At 64.6% G+C, this 17961-nt stretch carries 14 protein-coding genes; 8 read left to right on the forward strand and 6 right to left on the reverse strand.

Going from position 1 to position 17961, the window contains the following annotated elements:
- Window positions 1–105: 105 nt before the first annotated feature.
- Window positions 106–960 (forward strand): D-hexose-6-phosphate mutarotase, encoded by an 855-nt coding sequence (locus tag ABZO33_RS18690; protein ID WP_414537214.1) that lies wholly within the window; start codon window positions 106–108, stop codon window positions 958–960.
- On the opposite strand, the gene hexR is transcribed toward ABZO33_RS18690, so the two are convergent.
- Window positions 953–1816: a DNA-binding transcriptional regulator HexR gene (gene hexR / locus ABZO33_RS18695; RefSeq protein ID WP_414537358.1), complete on the reverse strand. Its 864-nt coding sequence runs from the start codon at window positions 1814–1816 to the stop codon at window positions 953–955. The two genes, ABZO33_RS18690 and hexR, sit on opposite strands and share 8 nt — an antisense overlap.
- A gap of 191 nt (window positions 1817–2007) precedes the next feature.
- Here hexR and zwf point away from each other — a divergent pair, with 191 nt between their 5' ends.
- From zwf to ABZO33_RS18710, 3 genes are read left to right on the forward strand one after another with little or no spacing between them, the layout of a single operon-like run.
- The gene (gene zwf, locus ABZO33_RS18700; RefSeq protein ID WP_414537215.1) at window positions 2008–3477 is read left to right on the forward strand and encodes a glucose-6-phosphate dehydrogenase; all 1470 of its coding nucleotides are present in this window, start codon (window positions 2008–2010) and stop codon (window positions 3475–3477) included.
- Window positions 3464–4177, forward strand: coding sequence for a 6-phosphogluconolactonase (pgl, locus tag ABZO33_RS18705; RefSeq protein WP_414537216.1), 714 nt, complete (start codon window positions 3464–3466; stop codon window positions 4175–4177). Before zwf ends, pgl begins: the two co-directional genes overlap by 14 nt.
- Window positions 4178–4194: 17 nt before the next feature.
- Window positions 4195–4869, forward strand: a complete 675-nt coding sequence (locus ABZO33_RS18710; protein ID WP_046854326.1) for a bifunctional 4-hydroxy-2-oxoglutarate aldolase/2-dehydro-3-deoxy-phosphogluconate aldolase — start codon at window positions 4195–4197, stop codon at window positions 4867–4869.
- Window positions 4870–5058: 189 nt separating this feature from the next.
- On the opposite strand, the gene leuA is transcribed toward ABZO33_RS18710, so the two are convergent.
- From leuA to ABZO33_RS18730, 4 genes are all read right to left on the reverse strand, one after another.
- Complete coding sequence (gene leuA, locus ABZO33_RS18715) at window positions 5059–6732, reverse strand: 2-isopropylmalate synthase (RefSeq protein ID WP_414537217.1); 1674 nt, start codon at window positions 6730–6732, stop codon at window positions 5059–5061.
- A gap of 350 nt (window positions 6733–7082) precedes the next feature.
- Entirely contained in the window at window positions 7083–7910 is an 828-nt protein-coding gene (locus ABZO33_RS18720; RefSeq protein WP_414537218.1) for a peptidoglycan DD-metalloendopeptidase family protein, read from the reverse strand.
- A 3-nt stretch (window positions 7911–7913) separates the two neighbouring features.
- Window positions 7914–9293: an exodeoxyribonuclease VII large subunit gene (gene xseA, locus ABZO33_RS18725; RefSeq protein WP_414537219.1), complete on the reverse strand. Its 1380-nt coding sequence runs from the start codon at window positions 9291–9293 to the stop codon at window positions 7914–7916.
- Window positions 9294–9407: 114 nt separating this feature from the next.
- The gene (locus tag ABZO33_RS18730; RefSeq protein ID WP_414537220.1) at window positions 9408–10286 is read right to left on the reverse strand and encodes a LysR family transcriptional regulator; all 879 of its coding nucleotides are present in this window, start codon (window positions 10284–10286) and stop codon (window positions 9408–9410) included.
- 97 nt (window positions 10287–10383) lie between these two features.
- Here ABZO33_RS18730 and ABZO33_RS18735 point away from each other — a divergent pair, with 97 nt between their 5' ends.
- From ABZO33_RS18735 to guaA, 4 genes are all read left to right on the forward strand, one after another.
- Entirely contained in the window at window positions 10384–11139 is a 756-nt protein-coding gene (locus ABZO33_RS18735) for a sulfite exporter TauE/SafE family protein (protein ID WP_414537221.1), read from the forward strand.
- Between the two features lie 50 nt (window positions 11140–11189).
- Window positions 11190–11747, forward strand: a complete 558-nt coding sequence (locus tag ABZO33_RS18740) for a sugar ABC transporter ATPase (RefSeq protein ID WP_414537222.1) — start codon at window positions 11190–11192, stop codon at window positions 11745–11747.
- Between the two features lie 87 nt (window positions 11748–11834).
- On the forward strand, window positions 11835–13304 hold the full coding sequence (gene guaB / locus ABZO33_RS18745) for an IMP dehydrogenase (RefSeq protein ID WP_050704157.1): 1470 nt from the start codon (window positions 11835–11837) through the stop codon (window positions 13302–13304).
- A 77-nt stretch (window positions 13305–13381) separates the two neighbouring features.
- Window positions 13382–14959 carry a glutamine-hydrolyzing GMP synthase gene (gene guaA / locus ABZO33_RS18750; protein ID WP_050704158.1) on the forward strand — a complete coding sequence of 526 codons (1578 nt, stop codon included), beginning with the start codon at window positions 13382–13384 and terminating at the stop codon, window positions 14957–14959.
- 46 nt (window positions 14960–15005) lie between these two features.
- On the opposite strand, the gene ABZO33_RS18755 is transcribed toward guaA, so the two are convergent.
- Complete coding sequence (locus tag ABZO33_RS18755; RefSeq protein WP_414537223.1) at window positions 15006–17933, reverse strand: dermonecrotic toxin domain-containing protein; 2928 nt, start codon at window positions 17931–17933, stop codon at window positions 15006–15008.
- Window positions 17934–17961 lie beyond the last annotated feature (28 nt).

A 17961-nucleotide genomic window follows, 5' to 3' on the forward strand; every position in this document is an offset into this window, starting at 1 on the left:
AAATTTACGCCATCCATCTCGACCTTCCGCTAACCACTGGCCAGCAGTGGTTAGCGGGCACGGGGCGAGACAGCGCTATCTCGAACAACAAAAGAGCTTGGAACCATGCCCGAACATCCGCTACATCGCTTCTTCACCTCGCAACGGCCGAGGCCGACCTTCGAGTGGGAGCGTTACCAGCAGCGCGATGTGCTGATCATCGACCACCCTCGCTGCCAGGCGGTGTTCAGCCGCCAGGGCGGTCAGCTCCTGCACTTTCAACCTGCCGGCGAGAAGCCCTGGTTGTGGTGCGCCGAGCAGTGGCCGCAGGTGGGCGCCATCCGCGGTGGCGTGCCGGTGTGCTGGCCCTGGTATGGCCGCCATCCCAGCGAGGACCTGTGGCCGGCCCATGGCTGGGCGCGCCTGCTGGACTGGAAGCTGGTGGACAGCCGCGAGGACGAGGAGGGGGTGACCCTGAAATGGCGCCTGGACCTGTGCGACTGGCAGGTCGACCTGCATGCCCGACTCGGGGCGAGCATGGAGCTGAGCCTGAGCACCGAGCACCAGGACAGCGAACCGTGCCAGTTGAGCCATGCGCTGCTGGCCTACTGGCGGATCAGCGACGTGTCGAAGATAGCGCTGTCCGGGCTCGAGGACATCCAAGGGTATGATCGTCTCAATCGCCAGGCCTGCCGCGAGGACGGTGCGCTGACCCTCAAGGGCGGCTGCCAGAAAGTCTACCCCGGCACACCCAGGGTGCAGTTGCAGGACCCGGCCTGGCAGCGCGAGCTGTGCATCGACACCGGCGACAGCGACGACACCGTGGTCTGGCACCCGGGCAACCGTCCGTTGATGGGCGTGACCGGGCGCGAATGCCAGGGCTTTGTCTGCGTCGAGGCGGCCAGCGGCAGTGGCGAGGGCCTGAGCCTGGCTCCGGGGGAGCGGGCGCACCTGCGTTTGCAGGCGCACCGGCTCAGTTGAGGTCGTCGTCCTCGATCGGGTAGCGGCTGGCGTTGAGGCTTTCCTTGATCTTGCGCAGGTGCGGCTGGAAGTCCACGCCGCGGCGCAGGGTCATGCCGGTGGCGAGCACGTCGAGCACGGTGAGCTGGATGATCCGCGAGGTCATCGGCATGTAGATGTCGGTGTCCTCCGGCAGCGGGATATGCAGGCTCAGGCTGCAGGCCTGGGCCAGGGGCGAGCCGGCGGCGGTCAGGCCGAGCACCGAGGCGCCGTTTTCCCGGGCCAGGCGCGCGACCTCGACCAGTTCGCGGGTGCGCCCGGTGTAGGAAATGATCACGAACAGGTCGCCGGTGTGGGTCACCGAAGCCAGCATGCGCTGCATCAGCACATCGGCATGGGCCGACACGGCGAGGTTGAAACGGAAGAACTTGTGCTGGGCGTCGAGAGCTACGGGAGCCGAGGCGCCGAGGCCGAAGAAGTGGATCTGCCGGGCCTGGATCATCATGTCCACGGCGCGGCTGACCTGCTGCGGATCGAGCGCCTGGCAGGCGCTGTCGAGCGAGGCAATGGCGCTGCCGAAGATCTTCTGGGTGTAGGCGGCCGGATCGTCGTCGGCCTCTACCGCGCGGCTGACATAGGCGGCGCCGCTGGCCAGGCTCTGCGCCAGTTGCAGCTTGAGCTCGGGGTAGCCGCTGACGCCGAACGAGCGGCAGAAGCGGTTGACCGTCGGTTCGCTGACACTGGCCGCCTGGGCCAGGGCGGCGATGCTGAAGCGGGTGGCTTGTTGCGGGTTGAGCAGGATGACTTCGGCGACCTTGCGTTCGGCCTTGTTCAGCTCGTCGAGGCGGCCCTGGATCTGTTCCAGGAGGTTTCGCACGCGGTCCATGGTGTGTCCTTGGGTCGGGAAGCAGGCTTTTTGCGCTGGTGTGTATCCTACTGTCGGTAAGATTGTCACACCACTTGTCTGTAATGGTTGTATTGGATGTTGTGGTTTTTACTACATTAACCCTTGAAAAGCAGGGTTGAAACCGGTATTCCTAGTCCAACATTTATAAAAGAACCAACATCATGGCCGCGATCAGTGTCGAACCCTGCACCTTCGCCCTCTTTGGCGCCCTAGGCGACCTGGCATTGCGCAAGCTGTTCCCCGCGCTCTACCAGCTCGACCGCGCCGACCTCCTGCACCCCGACACCCGCCTGTTGGCGCTGGCCCGCGAGGCTGGCAGCGTGCAGGACCACCTGGACAACATCGAAGCCCATCTGCGCCGCCACGTGCCGGAGGCCGAGATCGATGCCGCTTCCCTGGGGCGCTTCCTGGCGCGCCTGAGCTACCTGCACCTGGACTTTGTCGACCCCGAGGGCTATCACGCCTTGGCCGAACAGGCACCGAGCGGGCAGCCGCTGATCGCCTACTTCGCCACGGCGGCGGCGGTCTACGGCGTGATCTGCGAGAACCTCGACAAGGCCGGCCTGGCGTCGCGTACCCGGGTGGTGCTGGAGAAGCCCATCGGCCACGATCTGGAGTCGTCGCGCCGGGTCAACGACGCCGTGGCGCGGTTCTTCCCCGAGGGCCGGGTCTACCGCATCGACCACTACCTGGGCAAGGAGACGGTGCAGAACCTGATCGCCCTGCGCTTCGCCAACAGCCTGTTCGAAACCCAGTGGAACCAGAATTCCATCTCCCATGTGGAGATCACCGTCGCCGAGAAGGTCGGCATCGAGGGCCGCTGGGGCTACTTCGACAAGGCCGGCCAGCTGCGCGACATGATCCAGAACCACCTGTTGCAGCTGCTCTGCCTGATCGCCATGGACCCGCCCAGCGACCTCTCGGCCGACAGCATTCGCGACGAGAAGGTCAAGGTGCTCAAGGCACTGGCTCCGATCACCGGCGAAGGCCTGAGCACTCATGTGGTGCGCGGCCAGTACATCGCCGGCTTCAGCGACGGCAAGCCGGTGCCGGGCTACCTCGAAGAGGACAACGCCAACGCCCAGAGCGACACCGAGACCTTCGTCGCCCTGCGCGCCGATATCCGCAACTGGCGCTGGTCGGGCGTGCCGTTCTACCTGCGCACCGGTAAACGCATGCCGCAGAAGCTGTCGCAGATTGTCATCCACTTCAAGGAAACCCCGCACTACATCTTCGCCCCGGAACAGCGCTTGCAGATCGGCAACAAGCTGATCATCCGCCTGCAGCCGGACGAGGGCATTTCGCTGCGGGTGATGACCAAGGAGCAGGGCCTGGACAAGGGCATGCAACTGCGCAGCGGCCCGCTGCAGCTGAATTTTTCCGATACCTGGCGCAGCGCGCGGATCCCGGATGCCTATGAGCGGTTGTTGCTGGAAGTGATGCGCGGCAATCAGAACCTGTTCGTGCGCAAGGACGAGATCGAATACGCCTGGAAATGGTGCGACCAGCTGATCGCTGGCTGGAAGCACACCGGCGACGCGCCCAAGCCCTATGCGGCCGGCTCCTGGGGGCCGATGAGCTCGATTGCATTGATTACACGTGATGGGAGGGCCTGGTATGGCGATATCTGAACTGCAACTGCCGGCGACCGTGAAGATTCATCAGCTGGCCGATCCGAAAACCCTGGCGGCAACCCAGGCCCATGATGTGGCCGAGCGCCTGCGCCAGGCCATCGCCAGCAAGGGGCAGGCCTGCCTGGTGCTGTCCGGCGGGCGTAGCCCGGTGCCGTTCCTCGAGAAGCTGGCCGGCGAGGCGCTGGATTGGTCGCGGGTCACCGTGAGCCTGGCCGACGAGCGCTGGGTGCCGGTGGCGCACGACGACAGCAACGCCGGCCTGCTGGCCCGCCACCTGTTCAAGGGGCCGGCGGCCAAGGCGCGTTTTATCGGGCTCTACCAACCCGCGGCCACCCTCGAAGCCGCTGCAGAGCAGGCCGACCAGGTGCTGGCCGACCTGCCACCGATCGATGTGCTGGTGCTGGGCATGGGCGACGATGGCCATACGGCCTCGCTGTTCCCGGCCAGCCCCAACCTGCGCCAGGGCCTGGCCAAGGTCGGCGAGCGCCGCTGCCTGCCGATGCTGGCGCCCAGCGTGCCGCACCAGCGCCTGAGCATGACCCGCGCACTGCTGGCCAGTGCCGGCCTGACCCTGTTGTCGGTGCAGGGCGCGGGCAAGCTCGCCACCCTGCGCACCGCGCTGGCGGCAGAAGACCCAACCGAAATGCCGATTCGCGCCTTTCTTCACGACCCCCTGGACATCTACTGGTGCCCATGAGCCAAGGATCCATTGTCATGACCACCCTCGAACGCCCACAGCCTTTGCTCTCGATGGCCGACAAAGCCGCGCGGATCGACGCGATCTGCAACAAGGCGCGCATCCTGCCGGTGATCACCATCGCCCGTGAGGAAGACATCCTGCCCCTGGCCGACGCCCTGGCCGCCGGCGGCATCCGTACCCTGGAAGTGACCCTGCGCTCGCAGCATGGCCTGAAGGCCATCCAGGTGCTGCGCGAGCAGCGTCCGGAGCTGTGCGTCGGCGCCGGCACCGTGCTCGACCGCGGCATGTTCGCGGCCGTCGAGGCGGCGGGCGCGCAGTTCGTCGTCACCCCGGGTATCACCCAGGACATTCTCGAGGCGGGCGTGGACAGCGACATTCCGCTGCTGCCGGGCATCAGCACGCCGTCGGAGATCATGATGGGCTACGCCCTGGGCTACCGCCGCTTCAAGCTGTTCCCCGCCGAGATCAGTGGCGGCGTGGCGGCGATCAAGGCGTTCGGCGGCCCGTTTGGCGACATTCGCTTCTGCCCCACCGGCGGGGTCAACCCGGCCAACGTGCGCAACTACATGGCCCTGCCCAATGTGATGTGCGTGGGCGGCACCTGGATGCTCGACAGCAGCTGGATCAAGAACGGCGACTGGGCGCGGATCGAGGCATGCAGCGCCGAGGCGATGGCGTTGCTGGACTGACAGATTTCGTTGTGTGCTACACGGCTTGTGGGGCGCTTGGTCGGCGCCCCTTTTTTTTGCCTGCGATTTGGGTACTAGCGGTTCTGGCCCTATCGCGGGACAAGCCCGCTCCCACGAGCCCGCGAGAGCGTCGGGAAGCCAACAAAAAAGCCCGCATCGAGGATGCGGGCTTCGGTCATCAGCGATGGCTTACGCCGCTTTGGCCTGCTGCTGGCTCAGCGAGCGGTTCAGTGCGCTGAACAGTGCCTTGAAGCTGGCGGTGGTGATGTTCTCGTCGATACCCACGCCGTGCACCGGACGCCCGCCGGCCACGCGCAGCTCGATATAGGCCGCCGCCTTGGCGTTGGTGCCGGCACCGATGGCGTGCTCGTTGTAGTCCATGATCTCCACGCTGACCGGCAGGCCTGCCACCAGCGCTTCCAGGGCGCCGTTACCCTTGCCGTGCCAGTGCAGGGTGGTTTCGCCTTCACCGGAGACTTCCACTTGCACGTGGCTGCTGCCGTTTTCTTCCTGCAGGCGGTGGCTGACCAGCGCATACGGGGCGTTGGCCTGGAGGTATTCCTTCTGCAACAGCTTGTAGATCTGCTCGGCGGTCATTTCCAGGCCGAGACGGTCAGTCTCGCCCTGCACCACCTGGCTGAACTCGATCTGCATGCGGCGCGGCAGGCTGATGCCGTACTCCTGCTCGAGCAGGTAGGTGATGCCGCCCTTGCCCGACTGGCTGTTAACGCGGATCACCGCCTCATAGCTGCGGCCGATGTCGGCCGGGTCGATCGGCAGGTACGGCACTTCCCAGAGCTCGCCTTCCTGCTGCTTGGTGAAGCCCTTGCGGATGGCGTCCTGGTGCGAACCGGAGAAGGCGGTGTGGACCAGGTCGCCGACATACGGGTGACGCGGGTGCACCGGCAGCTGGTTGCACTCCTCGACAACCTTGCGCACGCCGTCGATGTCGGAAAAGTCCAGCTGCGGGTCGATGCCCTGGGTGTAGAGGTTCAACGCCAGGGTCACCAGGTCGACGTTGCCGGTACGCTCGCCGTTGCCGAACAGGCAGCCTTCGGCACGGTCGGCGCCAGCCATCAGGCCCAGCTCGGTGGCGGCGATGCCGGTGCCTCGGTCGTTGTGGGTGTGCAGGCTGATGATCACGCTGTCACGACGGTTGACGTTGCGGCAGAACCACTCGATCTGGTCGGCGTAGACGTTCGGCGTGGCGACTTCGACGGTGGCCGGCAGGTTGAGGATGATCTTGTGCTCGGGGGTCGGATTCCACACCTCGATTACCGCGTCGCACACCTCTTTGGCGAACTCGAGTTCGGTGGCGCTGAAGGTCTCCGGCGAGTACTGGAAGGTCCACTGGGTGTTCGGCTGCTGGGCTGCGTATTTGACGAACAGCTTGGCGGCATTGACCGCGATGTCCTTGACGCCCTGCTTGTCCTGGTTGAAGACGATACGGCGGAACGACGGGCAGGTGGCGTTGTACAGGTGAACGATGGCCTTCTTGGCCCCACGCAGCGACTCGAAGGTACGGGCGATCAGGTCTTCACGGGCCTGGGTGAGCACCTGGATGGTGGTGTCGTCCGGGATGTGGCCGTCTTCGATCAGGGTGCGCACGAAGTCGAAGTCGGTCTGCGAAGCGGACGGGAACGACGCTTCGATTTCCTTCACGCCTACTTGCACCAGGGTCTTCCAGAACCGCAGCTTCTTCTCGGCATCCATCGGCTCGATCAGCGACTGGTTGCCATCACGCAGGTCGGAACTGCACCAGATCGGCGCCTGGGTGATGGTCTTCGACGGCCAGGTACGGTCGGGCAGGTCGATGGTCGGAAACGCGCGGTACTTCTTCGATGGGTCTTTGAGCATGGTCATGGAAGCAATCCTTTTATGTGCGGCCGTGATCGGGCCTGCCGAACGTGTACGTGAGGAAAAGGCAAGGCGACGCGATTCACCCTGGTAGTCGGGCGCTGACCAGGCAGAGGCTGCGGTGTTGTTGGAGGAGGGTGCTGAAGATGTTCATAGGCTCAACCCTAACCAGTGGGTTGGGGGATGGCAAGTATTGCGGGAAAATTGAGAGGAATGCTTAAAAAAACGAAATTGTGGAGTTTTTATGGCCTTTGATTAGGCTTTGTTGAGATTTTATTGCGTGATGTTTTTTCGTTGCGCAAGTCGCGGGGCCACCGTTGGCTGCGTGGGAGCGGGCTGGCCCCGCGATTGCGCTTTCAGGGCTGGAATGCGCCGATGAAGATCGCCGGATCCACCCGCGCATCGTTGAGGCTGACGTTCCAGTGCATGTGCGGCCCGGTGGCCCGGCCGGTCGAACCCACGCGGCCGACCACCTCGCCACGGCGCAGCACCTGCCCCGGCTTCACGTCGATCTTCGACATGTGGCAGAACATGCTGATGAAGCCCTGGCCATGGTCGACGAACACCGTGCGGCCATTGAAGAAGTAGTCGCCCACCAGGATCACCTTGCCATTGGCCGGGGTCTTGATCGGCGTGCCGGCGGGCACGGCGAAGTCCAGGCCGGCATGGGGGTTGCGCTCCTCGCCATTGAAGAAGCGGCGTACGCCGAACTTGCTCGACAGCGGGCCGTTGACCGGCTTGTCGAGGATCAGGTTGCTCGGAAGCACAGGGCTGAAGCTGCGGTAGGCCTTGATCTGCTCGGCCAGTTCACGCTCGATGCGCTTGAGGTCCTGCGGTTCAGGGTTGACCTGGCGCTTGTTCTTCAAGGTGATGTGCTGCTCGGGGTATTTCTTGCTGCCGACGCTGAAAGGAATGTTGCGCCCGCCCTGGCTCAGCACGGCGCTGCCGGGCTTCTGGGTGAGCGGAATGCCGACGATGGCCAGCCAGTTGTCCTGCTCCTTCACCACCAGCACCGGCTTGCCGTCGAAGCGGGCCGTGGGGGCGCTGGTGGAGGGGCCCAGGTCGATCACTGCCACGCCGCCGGGCACCGGCTTGTCGAGGGTGCGGGTGATGTAGCTGGCCTGGACCGCGGTAAGTGGCAGCAGCAGGGCGAGGGCAAGCAGGGGCGCGAACAGGCGTGGCATGTGTCAGTCCAGTAGCGAGAGGGTGACCGGGGTCTGGTGGTTGTCCTCGACCCGCACCTTGAGCTCGCCTTCGTTGAGGCGGGCGGTCAGGCGTTGGCCGTTGTGGGTTTGCGCGGCGCTGCGGATGGCCTGGCCGCGCTCATCCAGGAGGATGCTGTAGCCGCGGGCGAGGGTAGCCAGCGGGCTGACCACCTGCAGGGTCTGCAGCTGTGCCTGGAAGCGCTGGCGGCGGTCCTTGAGCACGTCGCGCATGGCCCGCGGCAGGCGTTCGGCGAGGCTGTCCAGGCGCTGCTTGAGCAGTTTCAGGCTGCGTCCCGGGTGTTGCGCGGCCAGGCGCGTGTCAAGGCGGCCGAGGCGTTGCTGGCGCTGGTTCATGTCGAGCATGAAGGCGCGACGCAGGCGCATGTCCAGGTCGTCCAGGCGCTGGGCCTGCTGGCGCAGGCGCTCGCCGGGGTGACGCAGGCGTCGGGCCAGCCCGTCGAGGCGCAGGCGGTCGTGGGCCAGGCGGTTCTGCATGCGCAACAGCAGGCGCCGTTGCAGGCTGTCGAGGCGTTGCTGCAGGCCGCTGCTGTCGGGGGCGAGTAGCTCGGCGGCGGCCGACGGCGTGGGTGCGCGCACGTCGGCGACGAAATCGCTGATCGACACGTCGGTCTCATGGCCCACGGCGCTGACGATGGGCGTGACGCAGGCGGCCACGGCACGGGCCACGGCTTCTTCGTTGAAGCACCAGAGGTCTTCCAGCGAGCCGCCGCCACGGGCGAGGATCAGCGCGTCGAAGCCCTGCCGGTCGGCCATTTGCAGGGCGCGGACGATCTGGTTGATCGCCTCGCGGCCCTGCACCGCGGTGGGGATCAGGTTCAACTCGACCTGCGGCGCACGGCGGCCGAACACGCTGATGATGTCGCGGATCACCGCGCCGGTGGGCGAGGTGATGATGCCGATGCGTTGCGGGTGCGCCGGTAGCGCCTTCTTGCGTTCGGTGCTGAACAGCCCCTCGGCGCCGAGCTTTTCCTTCAGCGCCTCGAACGCCAGGCGCAGGGCACCGTCGCCGGCCGGCTCGACCGTATCGAGGATCAGCTGGTAGTCGCCACGCCCTTCGAACAGCGAAACCTTGCCACGCACCTTTACCGCCAGGCCGTCACGCAGGGCCTGGCGCACGCGGGCGGCGTTCTGCCGGAACAGCGCGCAGCGGATCTGCGCGCCGCTGTCCTTGAGGGTGAAGTACATATGGCCGGAGGCCGGGCGGGCGAGGTTGGAAATCTCGCCTTCCACCCAGACGCTGCGGAACACGTCCTCGAGCAGCACGCGAGCGCGGCCGTTGAGCTGGCTGACGGTGAGGACCTCACGGTCCAGGCCGAGTCGTTCGAAAGGGTCTCTGATCATGGCGGGCATCATAAAGGAGCGAAGGCCTGGTTGTCTGTGCCGGCCTCTATCGCGGGGCAAGCCCGCCCCAGGTCGCATGTGCGTGGGAGCGGGCTTGCCCCGCGATTGAGGCCTTCAGCCCTGCATGATCGCCACGAACTGGCGCACCAGCTCCCCGGCATCGCGGCGACACGCCAGCGCCACGGTACTTTGGCACGCCTCGGTCAGCGGCACGAAACGCACCGCCGGCGGGGCGATCTCGTACATGCTCGCCGGCAGCAACGCCACCCCGAACCCGGCCTGGATCAGTTGCAGTTGCGTAGTCTTGCGCGACACCACCTGTGCCGCCTGGGGAAAGAAACCCGCGTTCATGCACAGTGAGGCCGACAGGTAGCTCAACCCACCGCGCAGGCGATGGGGGATGGAAATGAAGCGTTCCTCGCGCAGTTGCCCCAGCCGAACGCTACCCGCCGTGGCCAGTGGGTGGCTTTGCGCCACCGCCAGCAACAGGGGCTCGTCGAACAGCGCATGCAGCTCCACGCCCTCATGCTGGCGCAGCACCGGCAGGCGCAGCAGGCCAATTTCCAGGCGGCCTTCGGCGATGTCCTCCAATTGTGCTTCCGACGATTGCTGGGCGATCTCCAGGGAAACGCCGGGGTTGTCCTCGAGGTAGCCGCCGAGGCGCTGCAGCAAATGGCCGGTCAGCGGCACGGTGCTGGAGTGGTTCAGTCGTAGGCTGCCGCGCAGGCCCTGGCCGATTTCCCGCGCCAGGCGCTCGGCCTTGTCCAGATCGGCCAGCAGGTGGCGGGCGCGCTCGAGAAAGGCCTGGCCGGCGACGGTCAGCCGTGGCTGGCGGGCAGTGCGTTCGAACAGGGCGGTGCCCAGCTGGAGCTCAAGCTCCTTGATCTGCCGGCTGAGGGCCGACTGGGCAATGTACAGCCGCTCGGCGGCGGCGCTGAAACTGCCGGCCTCGGCGATTTCGACGAAGTAGCGCAGCTGGCGGATCGAAGTCATGTCATGCCTTTTCGAGATGGCTTGCGGCAAAAATACATATTAGTCGGCATGTCTCGTCACTGGCTAACCTTCAGTTGTCTTCAAGGGAACTGTCGCGATGCTCGCTCAACTGTCGTTTTCCACGTTCGACTGGCTGCCCATCCTGCTGGGAGTAGGGGTGGCCTATATCGTCTTCGGCATTGCCGGTTTCGGCACCGCGCTGGTCGCCGGCCCCGTGCTGATTCATTTCATGCCGTTGTCGCGGATCATCCCGCTGCTGGTGCTGCTGGACTTCGTCGCCGCCTTCGGCAACCTGCTGCCGTCGCGGCGCGATGTGGTGCGCGGCGAGTTGCTGCGCCTGCTGCCGTTCATGGCCGTGGGTTGCACCTTGGGCGTGGTCTTCCTGTTGCGGCTCAAGTCCGATGTGTTGCTGTTGCTGATGGGCATCTTCGTGACCGCCTATGCGGTCTATGGCCTGGCGGTCAAGGTACGCCCAGCTAGCCTGTCGGGCGCCTGGGCGGTGCCCATGGGCACGGTGGGCGGATTGTTCGGCGCCTTGTTCGGCAGTGGTGGATTCCTCTACGCGATCTACCTCAGCGCCCGCCTGGAGGCCAAGGAACAGGTGCGCGCGACCCAGGTCGCCCTGATCAGTTGCAGCACGGTGGTGCGCCTGTCGCTGTTCCTGATCGCCGGGGTGTATGCCGATACCAGCCTGCTGCTGCTCGCCGCCTGCCTGTTACCGGTGATGTTCGCCGGTACCTGGCTGGGGCGGCGGCTGACCCTGAAGTTGTCACGCGAGGCCTTCGTGCGGCTAATCACCTGGCTGGTGCTGGCCAGCGGCCTGGCATTGATTGGTCGCTACCTGAGCGCCTGAGCAGGCGGTAGAATTGCGCCATTACCGCAGTTCGCAGGCCCGCCTCAAGCATGAACACCCAGAGCATCATCGTCCCCAAGCTGTCCACCGTGCCGGTCCACGAAGCCCGTGCCCGCGCCATCCTGCGCTGGCTGGTGCGCGAGAAAATCGTCGAGGAACAGCTAACTACCTGTGGTCGCACCGGCAACCGCATGGGCCATGCCCTGGCCGAGGGGGCGCGCAAGGTCGCCCTGCACCCGGAGAGGCTGCCGCTCGGCCAGCAGGCCAATGGCCTGGAAGTGATGCTCAAGCGCTGCATCTACACGCCCACCGACGGTTTTCTCGAAGAGGCCGGCTGCCCGGAATGCCGGCGCGAGGTGGGCGAGCCGCTGTTCGAGAGCCTGGAGGAGTGGATGCCAGGGGTGAGCGACAACTTCACCTGCCCGCTGTGCGGCTTCGAGGACGACATCAATGGCTTCCTTTACCTGCAGCCCTGTGCCTTTTCCAACCTGGGGTTCATCTTCAATAACTGGGGCGAGGCCGGGTTTACCCAGGCCTTCCTCGACAGCTTCGCCGACTGGCTGGACCAGCCGGTGGCGGTGGTGCAGGTAAAACTGCCGCAAGGCTGACCGAAGGCCCTTATTTTGCATTGAGCGGCGCGCCATGGATGGGTATAATGGCGCGCTTCCATTTTTCCCCTTCCGGGAGCCCCCGCGATGCTGCGTATCAGCCAAGAAGCCCTGACCTTCGACGATATCCTCCTTGTACCTGGCTACTCCGAGGTACTGCCCAATGAAGTCAGTCTCAAGACCCGTTTGACTCGTGGCATCGAGCTGAACATCCCCCTGGTCTCCGCCGCCATGGATACCGTGACCGAAGCGCGCCTGGCCATCGCCATGGCCCAGGAAGGCGGCATCGGCATCATCCACAAGAACATGACCATCGAGCAGCAGGCCGGCGAAGTACGCAAGGTCAAGAAGTTCGAGGCTGGCGTGGTCAAGGACCCGATCACCATCGACGCCGACGCCACCGTGCGTGACCTGTTCGACCTGACCCGCCTGAACAACATCTCCGGTGTTCCAGTGCTGGCCAACGGCGACCTGGTCGGCATCGTCACCTCCCGCGACGTGCGCTTCGAAACCCGCCTGGACGCCAAGGTCCGCGACGTGATGACCCCCAAAGAGCGTCTGGTCACCGTCCGCGAAGGCGCCGACAAGAACGAAGTCCGCGAGTTGCTGCACAAGCACCGCCTGGAAAAAGTCCTGATCGTCGACGACAAGTTCGCCCTCAAGGGCATGATGACCGTCAAGGACATCGAGAAGGCCAAGGCCTACCCGCTGGCCAGCAAGGACGACCAGGGTCGTCTGCGCGTCGGCGCTGCGGTCGGCACCGGCAAGGACACCGGCGAGCGCGTAGCCGCCCTGGTAGCTGCCGGCGTTGACGTGGTTGTCGTCGACACCGCCCACGGTCATTCCAAGGGCGTGATCGACCGCGTTCGCTGGGTCAAGGAAACCTACCCGCAGGTGCAGGTCATCGGTGGCAACATCGCTACCGGCGCTGCCGCCAAGGCCCTGGCTGAAGCCGGCGCCGACGCGGTCAAGGTCGGTATCGGCCCAGGCTCGATCTGCACCACCCGTATCGTCGCCGGTGTCGGCGTGCCGCAGATCAGTGCCATCGCCAACGTCGCCGCTGCACTGGAAGGCACTGGCGTGCCGCTGATCGCCGACGGCGGCATCCGTTTCTCGGGTGACCTGTCCAAGGCCATCGTTGCCGGCGCCTCGTGCGTGATGATGGGCTCGATGTTCGCCGGTACCGAAGAAGCACCGGGCGAAGTCGAACTGTTCCAGGGCCGTTCCTACAAGGCCTACCGCGGCATGGGCTCGCTGGGTGCCATGGCACAGGCGCAAGGCTCGTCCGACCGTTACTTCCAGGACTCCTCGGCCGGTGCCGAGAAGCTGGTACCGGAAGGCATCGAAGGCCGTGTGCCGTACAAAGGCGCCCTGGCCGCGATCATCCACCAGCTGATGGGCGGCCTGCGTTCGTCCATGGGCTACACCGGTAGTGCGACCATCGAAGAGATGCGCACCAAGCCGGAGTTCGTGCGCATCACCGGTGCCGGCATGGCCGAGTCCCACGTGCATGACGTGCAGATCACCAAAGAAGCCCCTAACTACCGCGTAGGCTAAGGCTTCCAGCAATTACCGAACGGGGCTGTCATACACAGCCCCGCGTCGTTTCCGATTTCCACTGACGAGATTGAGTCATGGCCCTCGACATTCACGCTCACCGCATCCTGATCCTCGATTTCGGTTCCCAGTACACCCAGCTGATCGCCCGCCGCGTGCGCGAGATCGGCGTGTACTGCGAGCTGCACCCGTTCGACATGGACGATGAAGCGATCCGCGAATTCAACCCGCGCGGCATCATCCTGGCCGGTGGCCCCGAGTCGGTCCACGAAGCCAACAGCCCACGCGCCCCGCAGGCCGTGTTCGACCTGAAGGTCCCGGTGCTGGGCATCTGCTACGGCATGCAGACCATGGCCGAGCAGATGGGCGGCAAGGTCGAAGGTTCCGACCTGCGCGAGTTCGGCTATGCCCGCGTCGACGTGGTCGGCAAGAGCCGTCTGCTCGACGGCATCGAAGACCATGTCGATGATGACGGCGTGCTGGGCCTGGACGTGTGGATGAGCCACGGCGACAAGGTCACCCAGATGCCGGGCAACTTCAGCGTGCTGGCCAGCACCCCGAGCTGCCCGATCGCCGGCATGTACGACGATGCCCTGGGCTACTACGGCGTGCAGTTCCACCCGGAAGTGACCCACACCAAGCAAGGCGGGCGCATCCTGTCGCGCTTTGTCCAGGATATCTGCGGCTGTGAAGCCCTGTGGACCGCCTCGAACATCGTCGAGGACGCCATCGCCCAGGTGCGCGCCCAGGTCGGTTCGGCCAACGTCCTGCTGGGTCTGTCCGGCGGCGTCGACTCTTCCGTGGTTGCCGCGCTGCTGCACCGCGCCATCGGCGACCAGCTGACCTGCGTGTTCGTCGACAACGGCCTGCTGCGCCTGCACGAAGGTGACCAGGTGATGGCCATGTTCAAGGAGAACATGGGCGTCAAGGTGATCCGCGCCGATGCCGAGAAGCAGTTCCTCGACAACCTGGAAGGCGAAGCCGACCCGGAGAAAAAGCGCAAGATCATCGGTCGCACCTTCATCGACGTGTTCGATGCCGAGGCCAGCAAGCTGGACAACATCCAGTTCCTCGCCCAGGGCACCATCTACCCCGACGTGATCGAGTCGGCCGGCGCCAAGAGCGGCAAGGCCCACGTGATCAAGTCGCACCATAACGTCGGTGGCCTGCCGGAGGAAATGAACCTCAAGCTGGTCGAGCCACTGCGTGAGCTGTTCAAGGACGAAGTGCGCAAGATCGGCCTGGAACTGGGCCTGCCGTACGACATGGTCTACCGCCACCCGTTCCCGGGCCCGGGCCTGGGCGTGCGCATCCTTGGTGAAGTGAAGAAGGAGTACGCCGACATCCTGCGTCGCGCCGACCACATCTTCATCGAAGAACTGCGCAAGGCCGACTGGTACCACAAGACCAGCCAGGCGTTCGTGGTGTTCCAGCCGGTCAAGTCGGTCGGCGTCGTCGGCGACGGCCGTCGCTACGCCTGGGTCGTGGCCCTGCGTGCCGTCGAGACCGTGGACTTCATGACCGCGCGTTGGGCGCACCTGCCGTACGAGCTGCTGGAAACCGTCAGCGGGCGTATCATCAACGAAATCGACGGCATCTCCCGCGTCACCTACGACGTGTCGAGCAAGCCGCCGGCCACTATCGAGTGGGAATGAGTTGAGCCACAAGGGCGCCGCAAGGCGCCCTTGTTGTTTGCGCGGATCATGTGCGGACGTAGCGCAGGCCGTGATTTTCCAGGTTGCGGCGCAATTCCCAGAGGCTTCGCACGTGCCGCCCGCTGATCCACGGCCAGTCCGGCCGGTTGATGGAGTACCACGGGCTATCCTCGACCACAGTGGTGTACTTCAAATGCCCGTCGCGGCTGCGATGAATCATCATCAGCTGATCATCCTGCGTCGTCAGGGTAAATGACCCTTTGTCCCGTAGCAGGCTGCCCAGGTCGGCGCTGGCTGGCGTGGCGGTGACAATCGGTACCTGTAGGCGGTAGTGACTTTTCAGGTGGCGTACCGCCATGCCTTCATTCTCGATCACGGTCAGGCCGGGGTCGATGTCCAGCGCTCCAGGCTTGCCGATCTCGATATCCTCCACTCGCAGGCTGACGGCGCCCTGCAACTCGCTGATGCCTGGCACGCCTTCATAGGTGCTGGCGTGGGTGTTGCCTACCAGTGCGACCCACTTGCCTGCGCCGCGTATCGACTGGTCTGCCTGGATGAGCTTGTGAGCGTAGAAGTTCATCATCTGCTGGCGTATGACGGCTGACGGCGGGTACTCCCATGCCTGCCGGTAGCTGGCCATGCAGTCGATGGATTGCAGGCGGATGCCATTTTTCTGGGCAGTCACCAGCAGGTTCTCGAACGTGTAGCGGCCCTTCGCATCGATGCGGAAGCCTTTGTCCAGGTTTTTCACGTAACGCTTCAGGTCGGTCGGCATCTCGCCGCTTTGCAGGAACAGGTCAAGGTCGGCCTGCTGGAAGTCGGTCATGAAGTGCTCCAGGTACAGGACCTTGACCTTGGCTCTGGTCAGTAGCGGCATACTGTCGATGAGGAACATCTTGCTTCCCAGATGCGAATGGCTTTCACCAATGACCAGGCCGTCGCTGGCTTCATACGTGGCAGTAATGAATTGATTGGCGCCCGCTTCACGGGGCAGTCGAGGCACTTCGGGTTGAGCAGGTGGCTTGGTCGTTTCGAGGTATCTCTGTGCGTCGCGTGCCAGGTTGCTGCGCAACTGCCTGAACTGCTCGAAGGCTGATTCCAGTTTCGGGTCCATGCTCATCATGACGCCGCTGAGCGCATGCTCCTCGCCGGGAGCGTTGGCGGCCGATTTCAGTGTCGGGCGCAGGCCAGGCGGGATTTCGTAAGGGCTGGCGGGCAACTCCACGAGGGCTGGCAAGGGTTCAGGCCGGCCCCAGAGGCTGCCGAGCAGCCTGCGGGGTAGCCCGCCACCTTGCAGGCCTTCGCGGGGCATCGGCTGCCACTTGCCATTGGCGGTCATGCGCAATGGCACATTGCGATAGAACGAGTAAGGGKTTTGCGGGTCGATGATGACCCAGGTGTTCATTGCCGTCACATAGCGAACCTGGTAGGGCCGCTCGTCGATCAAGACGTAGGTGTTACCTCCTTCTGTGTAGATTCCGGCCAGGTTGCCTTCGCCAGGGTTGCCGCGAAGGATGTTGTTGGCGAGGTAGGGCGCCAACAGTTCATCCTGCGGCCCGGGCCTGTGAGGGGACGGCAACCAGTTCTCGATTTCCCGGGCAGTTGCAGGCTCATCCACTGGCGCAGTTGCAGGGGCCGACAATGGCACCTCGTTCAGGGGGTCGTCGATTGCGCCGGCATTGGCGTCGGCCAGTGTCATGGCGGAGAACAAGGTGGCGATGGCGGCGATGATTGCTCTGAGGCAGCCGTTACGGCGCTCGGCGGTGGTATGGCCATTGATTGCCTGGTCTATGTTCAGGCCAGTGTCTGCCAGCCCGGCACCGATTGCGGCCAGGGCGATGGGCCAGTCAAGGGCAGCCAGCGGGCCAAAGACCTGACCGTACGCCTCGAGGTAGCCGATCCACAGCTGCTTGCGCAGGTCGCTGTTGGAGCGCAGGGCAAAATGCGCGTCGTCCTGCATGCGCTGGCGGGCGGCATCGCGAAGGTGGCTGAAGGCATCGGCGGCGATGGGCTTGTCGAGTTGATTGAGGCAAGGATGATCGTGTTCTCGCCAGTTGGCACGCAGCAGGTCGATCATATGGATCAAACTGGCGCTATCGTTGTTTTCGGCATGGCTTGAAAGGGCGAAATGGCCCATGAAACGTGTGCGCTGGTCCACGTCGCTGGTGTTGCGCAGCACCCACTCGTACATATCCTTGCGGGTCTTGCACAGCTGCAGGCAGTCGAATTCGCCAGGAATGTACAGCAGCTGCCGGCCGCCCTCCATTTCAATCCGCAGGATATCGCTGGCCACGTGGCCGCCGATATCGAGCTGGCGCAGACGGTAACCGGCGTCGGCAAGGTGCTCCTGTTGCAGTTGACCAAGCGAGAGAGGGCCAATGTCGTAGCCGGTGATGGCGGTGGCAACCCGACGTGCGCATCTGGCCGTCTCGGTATGTGGGTACGCTGCACAGGTTTCCATGACCTTGCTGAGGAAGTTGACCTTGGCCAGGGTGCGGTAGTCGTCGGCATGGTTCTGCCAGAATGCTGCCAGCCGTTGGTGAAAGCCGCTGCTGAAATCGATCTGCCAGAAGTCTTCGAGGACGTCCCTTGGGGCGATGGCCACCTCGTTGTGCTCGTCATACACCTCGGCGCCTGGGCCTTGGGTATAGAATCCGCACAGGTAGCTGAGCAGGTCGCTATTGTCCTGGTCCTGCGCATCGAAACGGTGCATCACCAGCTGCGGTAGGGTGTAGGACTGGAACGGCGCGTCGTAGTGCTGCCAGCCGCTGTAGGTACGTGGGCTGCTCTGTGCAGCCATGAAGCGGTTGAGGAACACCTGGTCCGGGTCCAGCTCGGCGTGGCCATGTTTTGCAAGTACGGTGCGTGCTGTATCGCGGGCCATCTGGCGCATGTCCGGGCAGGCTTCCAGGAGCGCGATGGCGAGCGCCCGCAATTGGGGTTCGGCATCAGGGGGGGGAATTTCAAGGTTCATGTTCGCTGCCTCAGATTGATGAGTGGCC

Source organism: Pseudomonas sp. CAM1A (assembly GCF_047501685.1).
Lineage (GTDB): Bacteria > Pseudomonadota > Gammaproteobacteria > Pseudomonadales > Pseudomonadaceae > Aquipseudomonas.

What these genes read in the sequence shown, in the direction of transcription:
- ABZO33_RS18690 (WP_414537214.1), top strand. Translation starts at nt 106, where the DNA reads ATGCCCGAACATCCGCTACATCGCTTCTTCACCTCGCAACGGCCGAGG.
- zwf (WP_414537215.1), top strand. Translation starts at nt 2,008, where the DNA reads ATGGCCGCGATCAGTGTCGAACCCTGCACCTTCGCCCTCTTTGGCGCC.
- pgl (WP_414537216.1), top strand. Translation starts at nt 3,464, where the DNA reads ATGGCGATATCTGAACTGCAACTGCCGGCGACCGTGAAGATTCATCAG.
- ABZO33_RS18710 (WP_046854326.1), top strand. Translation starts at nt 4,195, where the DNA reads ATGACCACCCTCGAACGCCCACAGCCTTTGCTCTCGATGGCCGACAAA.
- leuA (WP_414537217.1), bottom strand. Translation starts at nt 6,732, where the DNA reads ATGACCATGCTCAAAGACCCATCGAAGAAGTACCGCGCGTTTCCGACC.
- ABZO33_RS18720 (WP_414537218.1), bottom strand. Translation starts at nt 7,910, where the DNA reads ATGCCACGCCTGTTCGCGCCCCTGCTTGCCCTCGCCCTGCTGCTGCCA.
- xseA (WP_414537219.1), bottom strand. Translation starts at nt 9,293, where the DNA reads ATGATCAGAGACCCTTTCGAACGACTCGGCCTGGACCGTGAGGTCCTC.
- ABZO33_RS18730 (WP_414537220.1), bottom strand. Translation starts at nt 10,286, where the DNA reads ATGACTTCGATCCGCCAGCTGCGCTACTTCGTCGAAATCGCCGAGGCC.
- ABZO33_RS18735 (WP_414537221.1), top strand. Translation starts at nt 10,384, where the DNA reads ATGCTCGCTCAACTGTCGTTTTCCACGTTCGACTGGCTGCCCATCCTG.
- ABZO33_RS18740 (WP_414537222.1), top strand. Translation starts at nt 11,190, where the DNA reads ATGAACACCCAGAGCATCATCGTCCCCAAGCTGTCCACCGTGCCGGTC.
- guaB (WP_050704157.1), top strand. Translation starts at nt 11,835, where the DNA reads ATGCTGCGTATCAGCCAAGAAGCCCTGACCTTCGACGATATCCTCCTT.
- guaA (WP_050704158.1), top strand. Translation starts at nt 13,382, where the DNA reads ATGGCCCTCGACATTCACGCTCACCGCATCCTGATCCTCGATTTCGGT.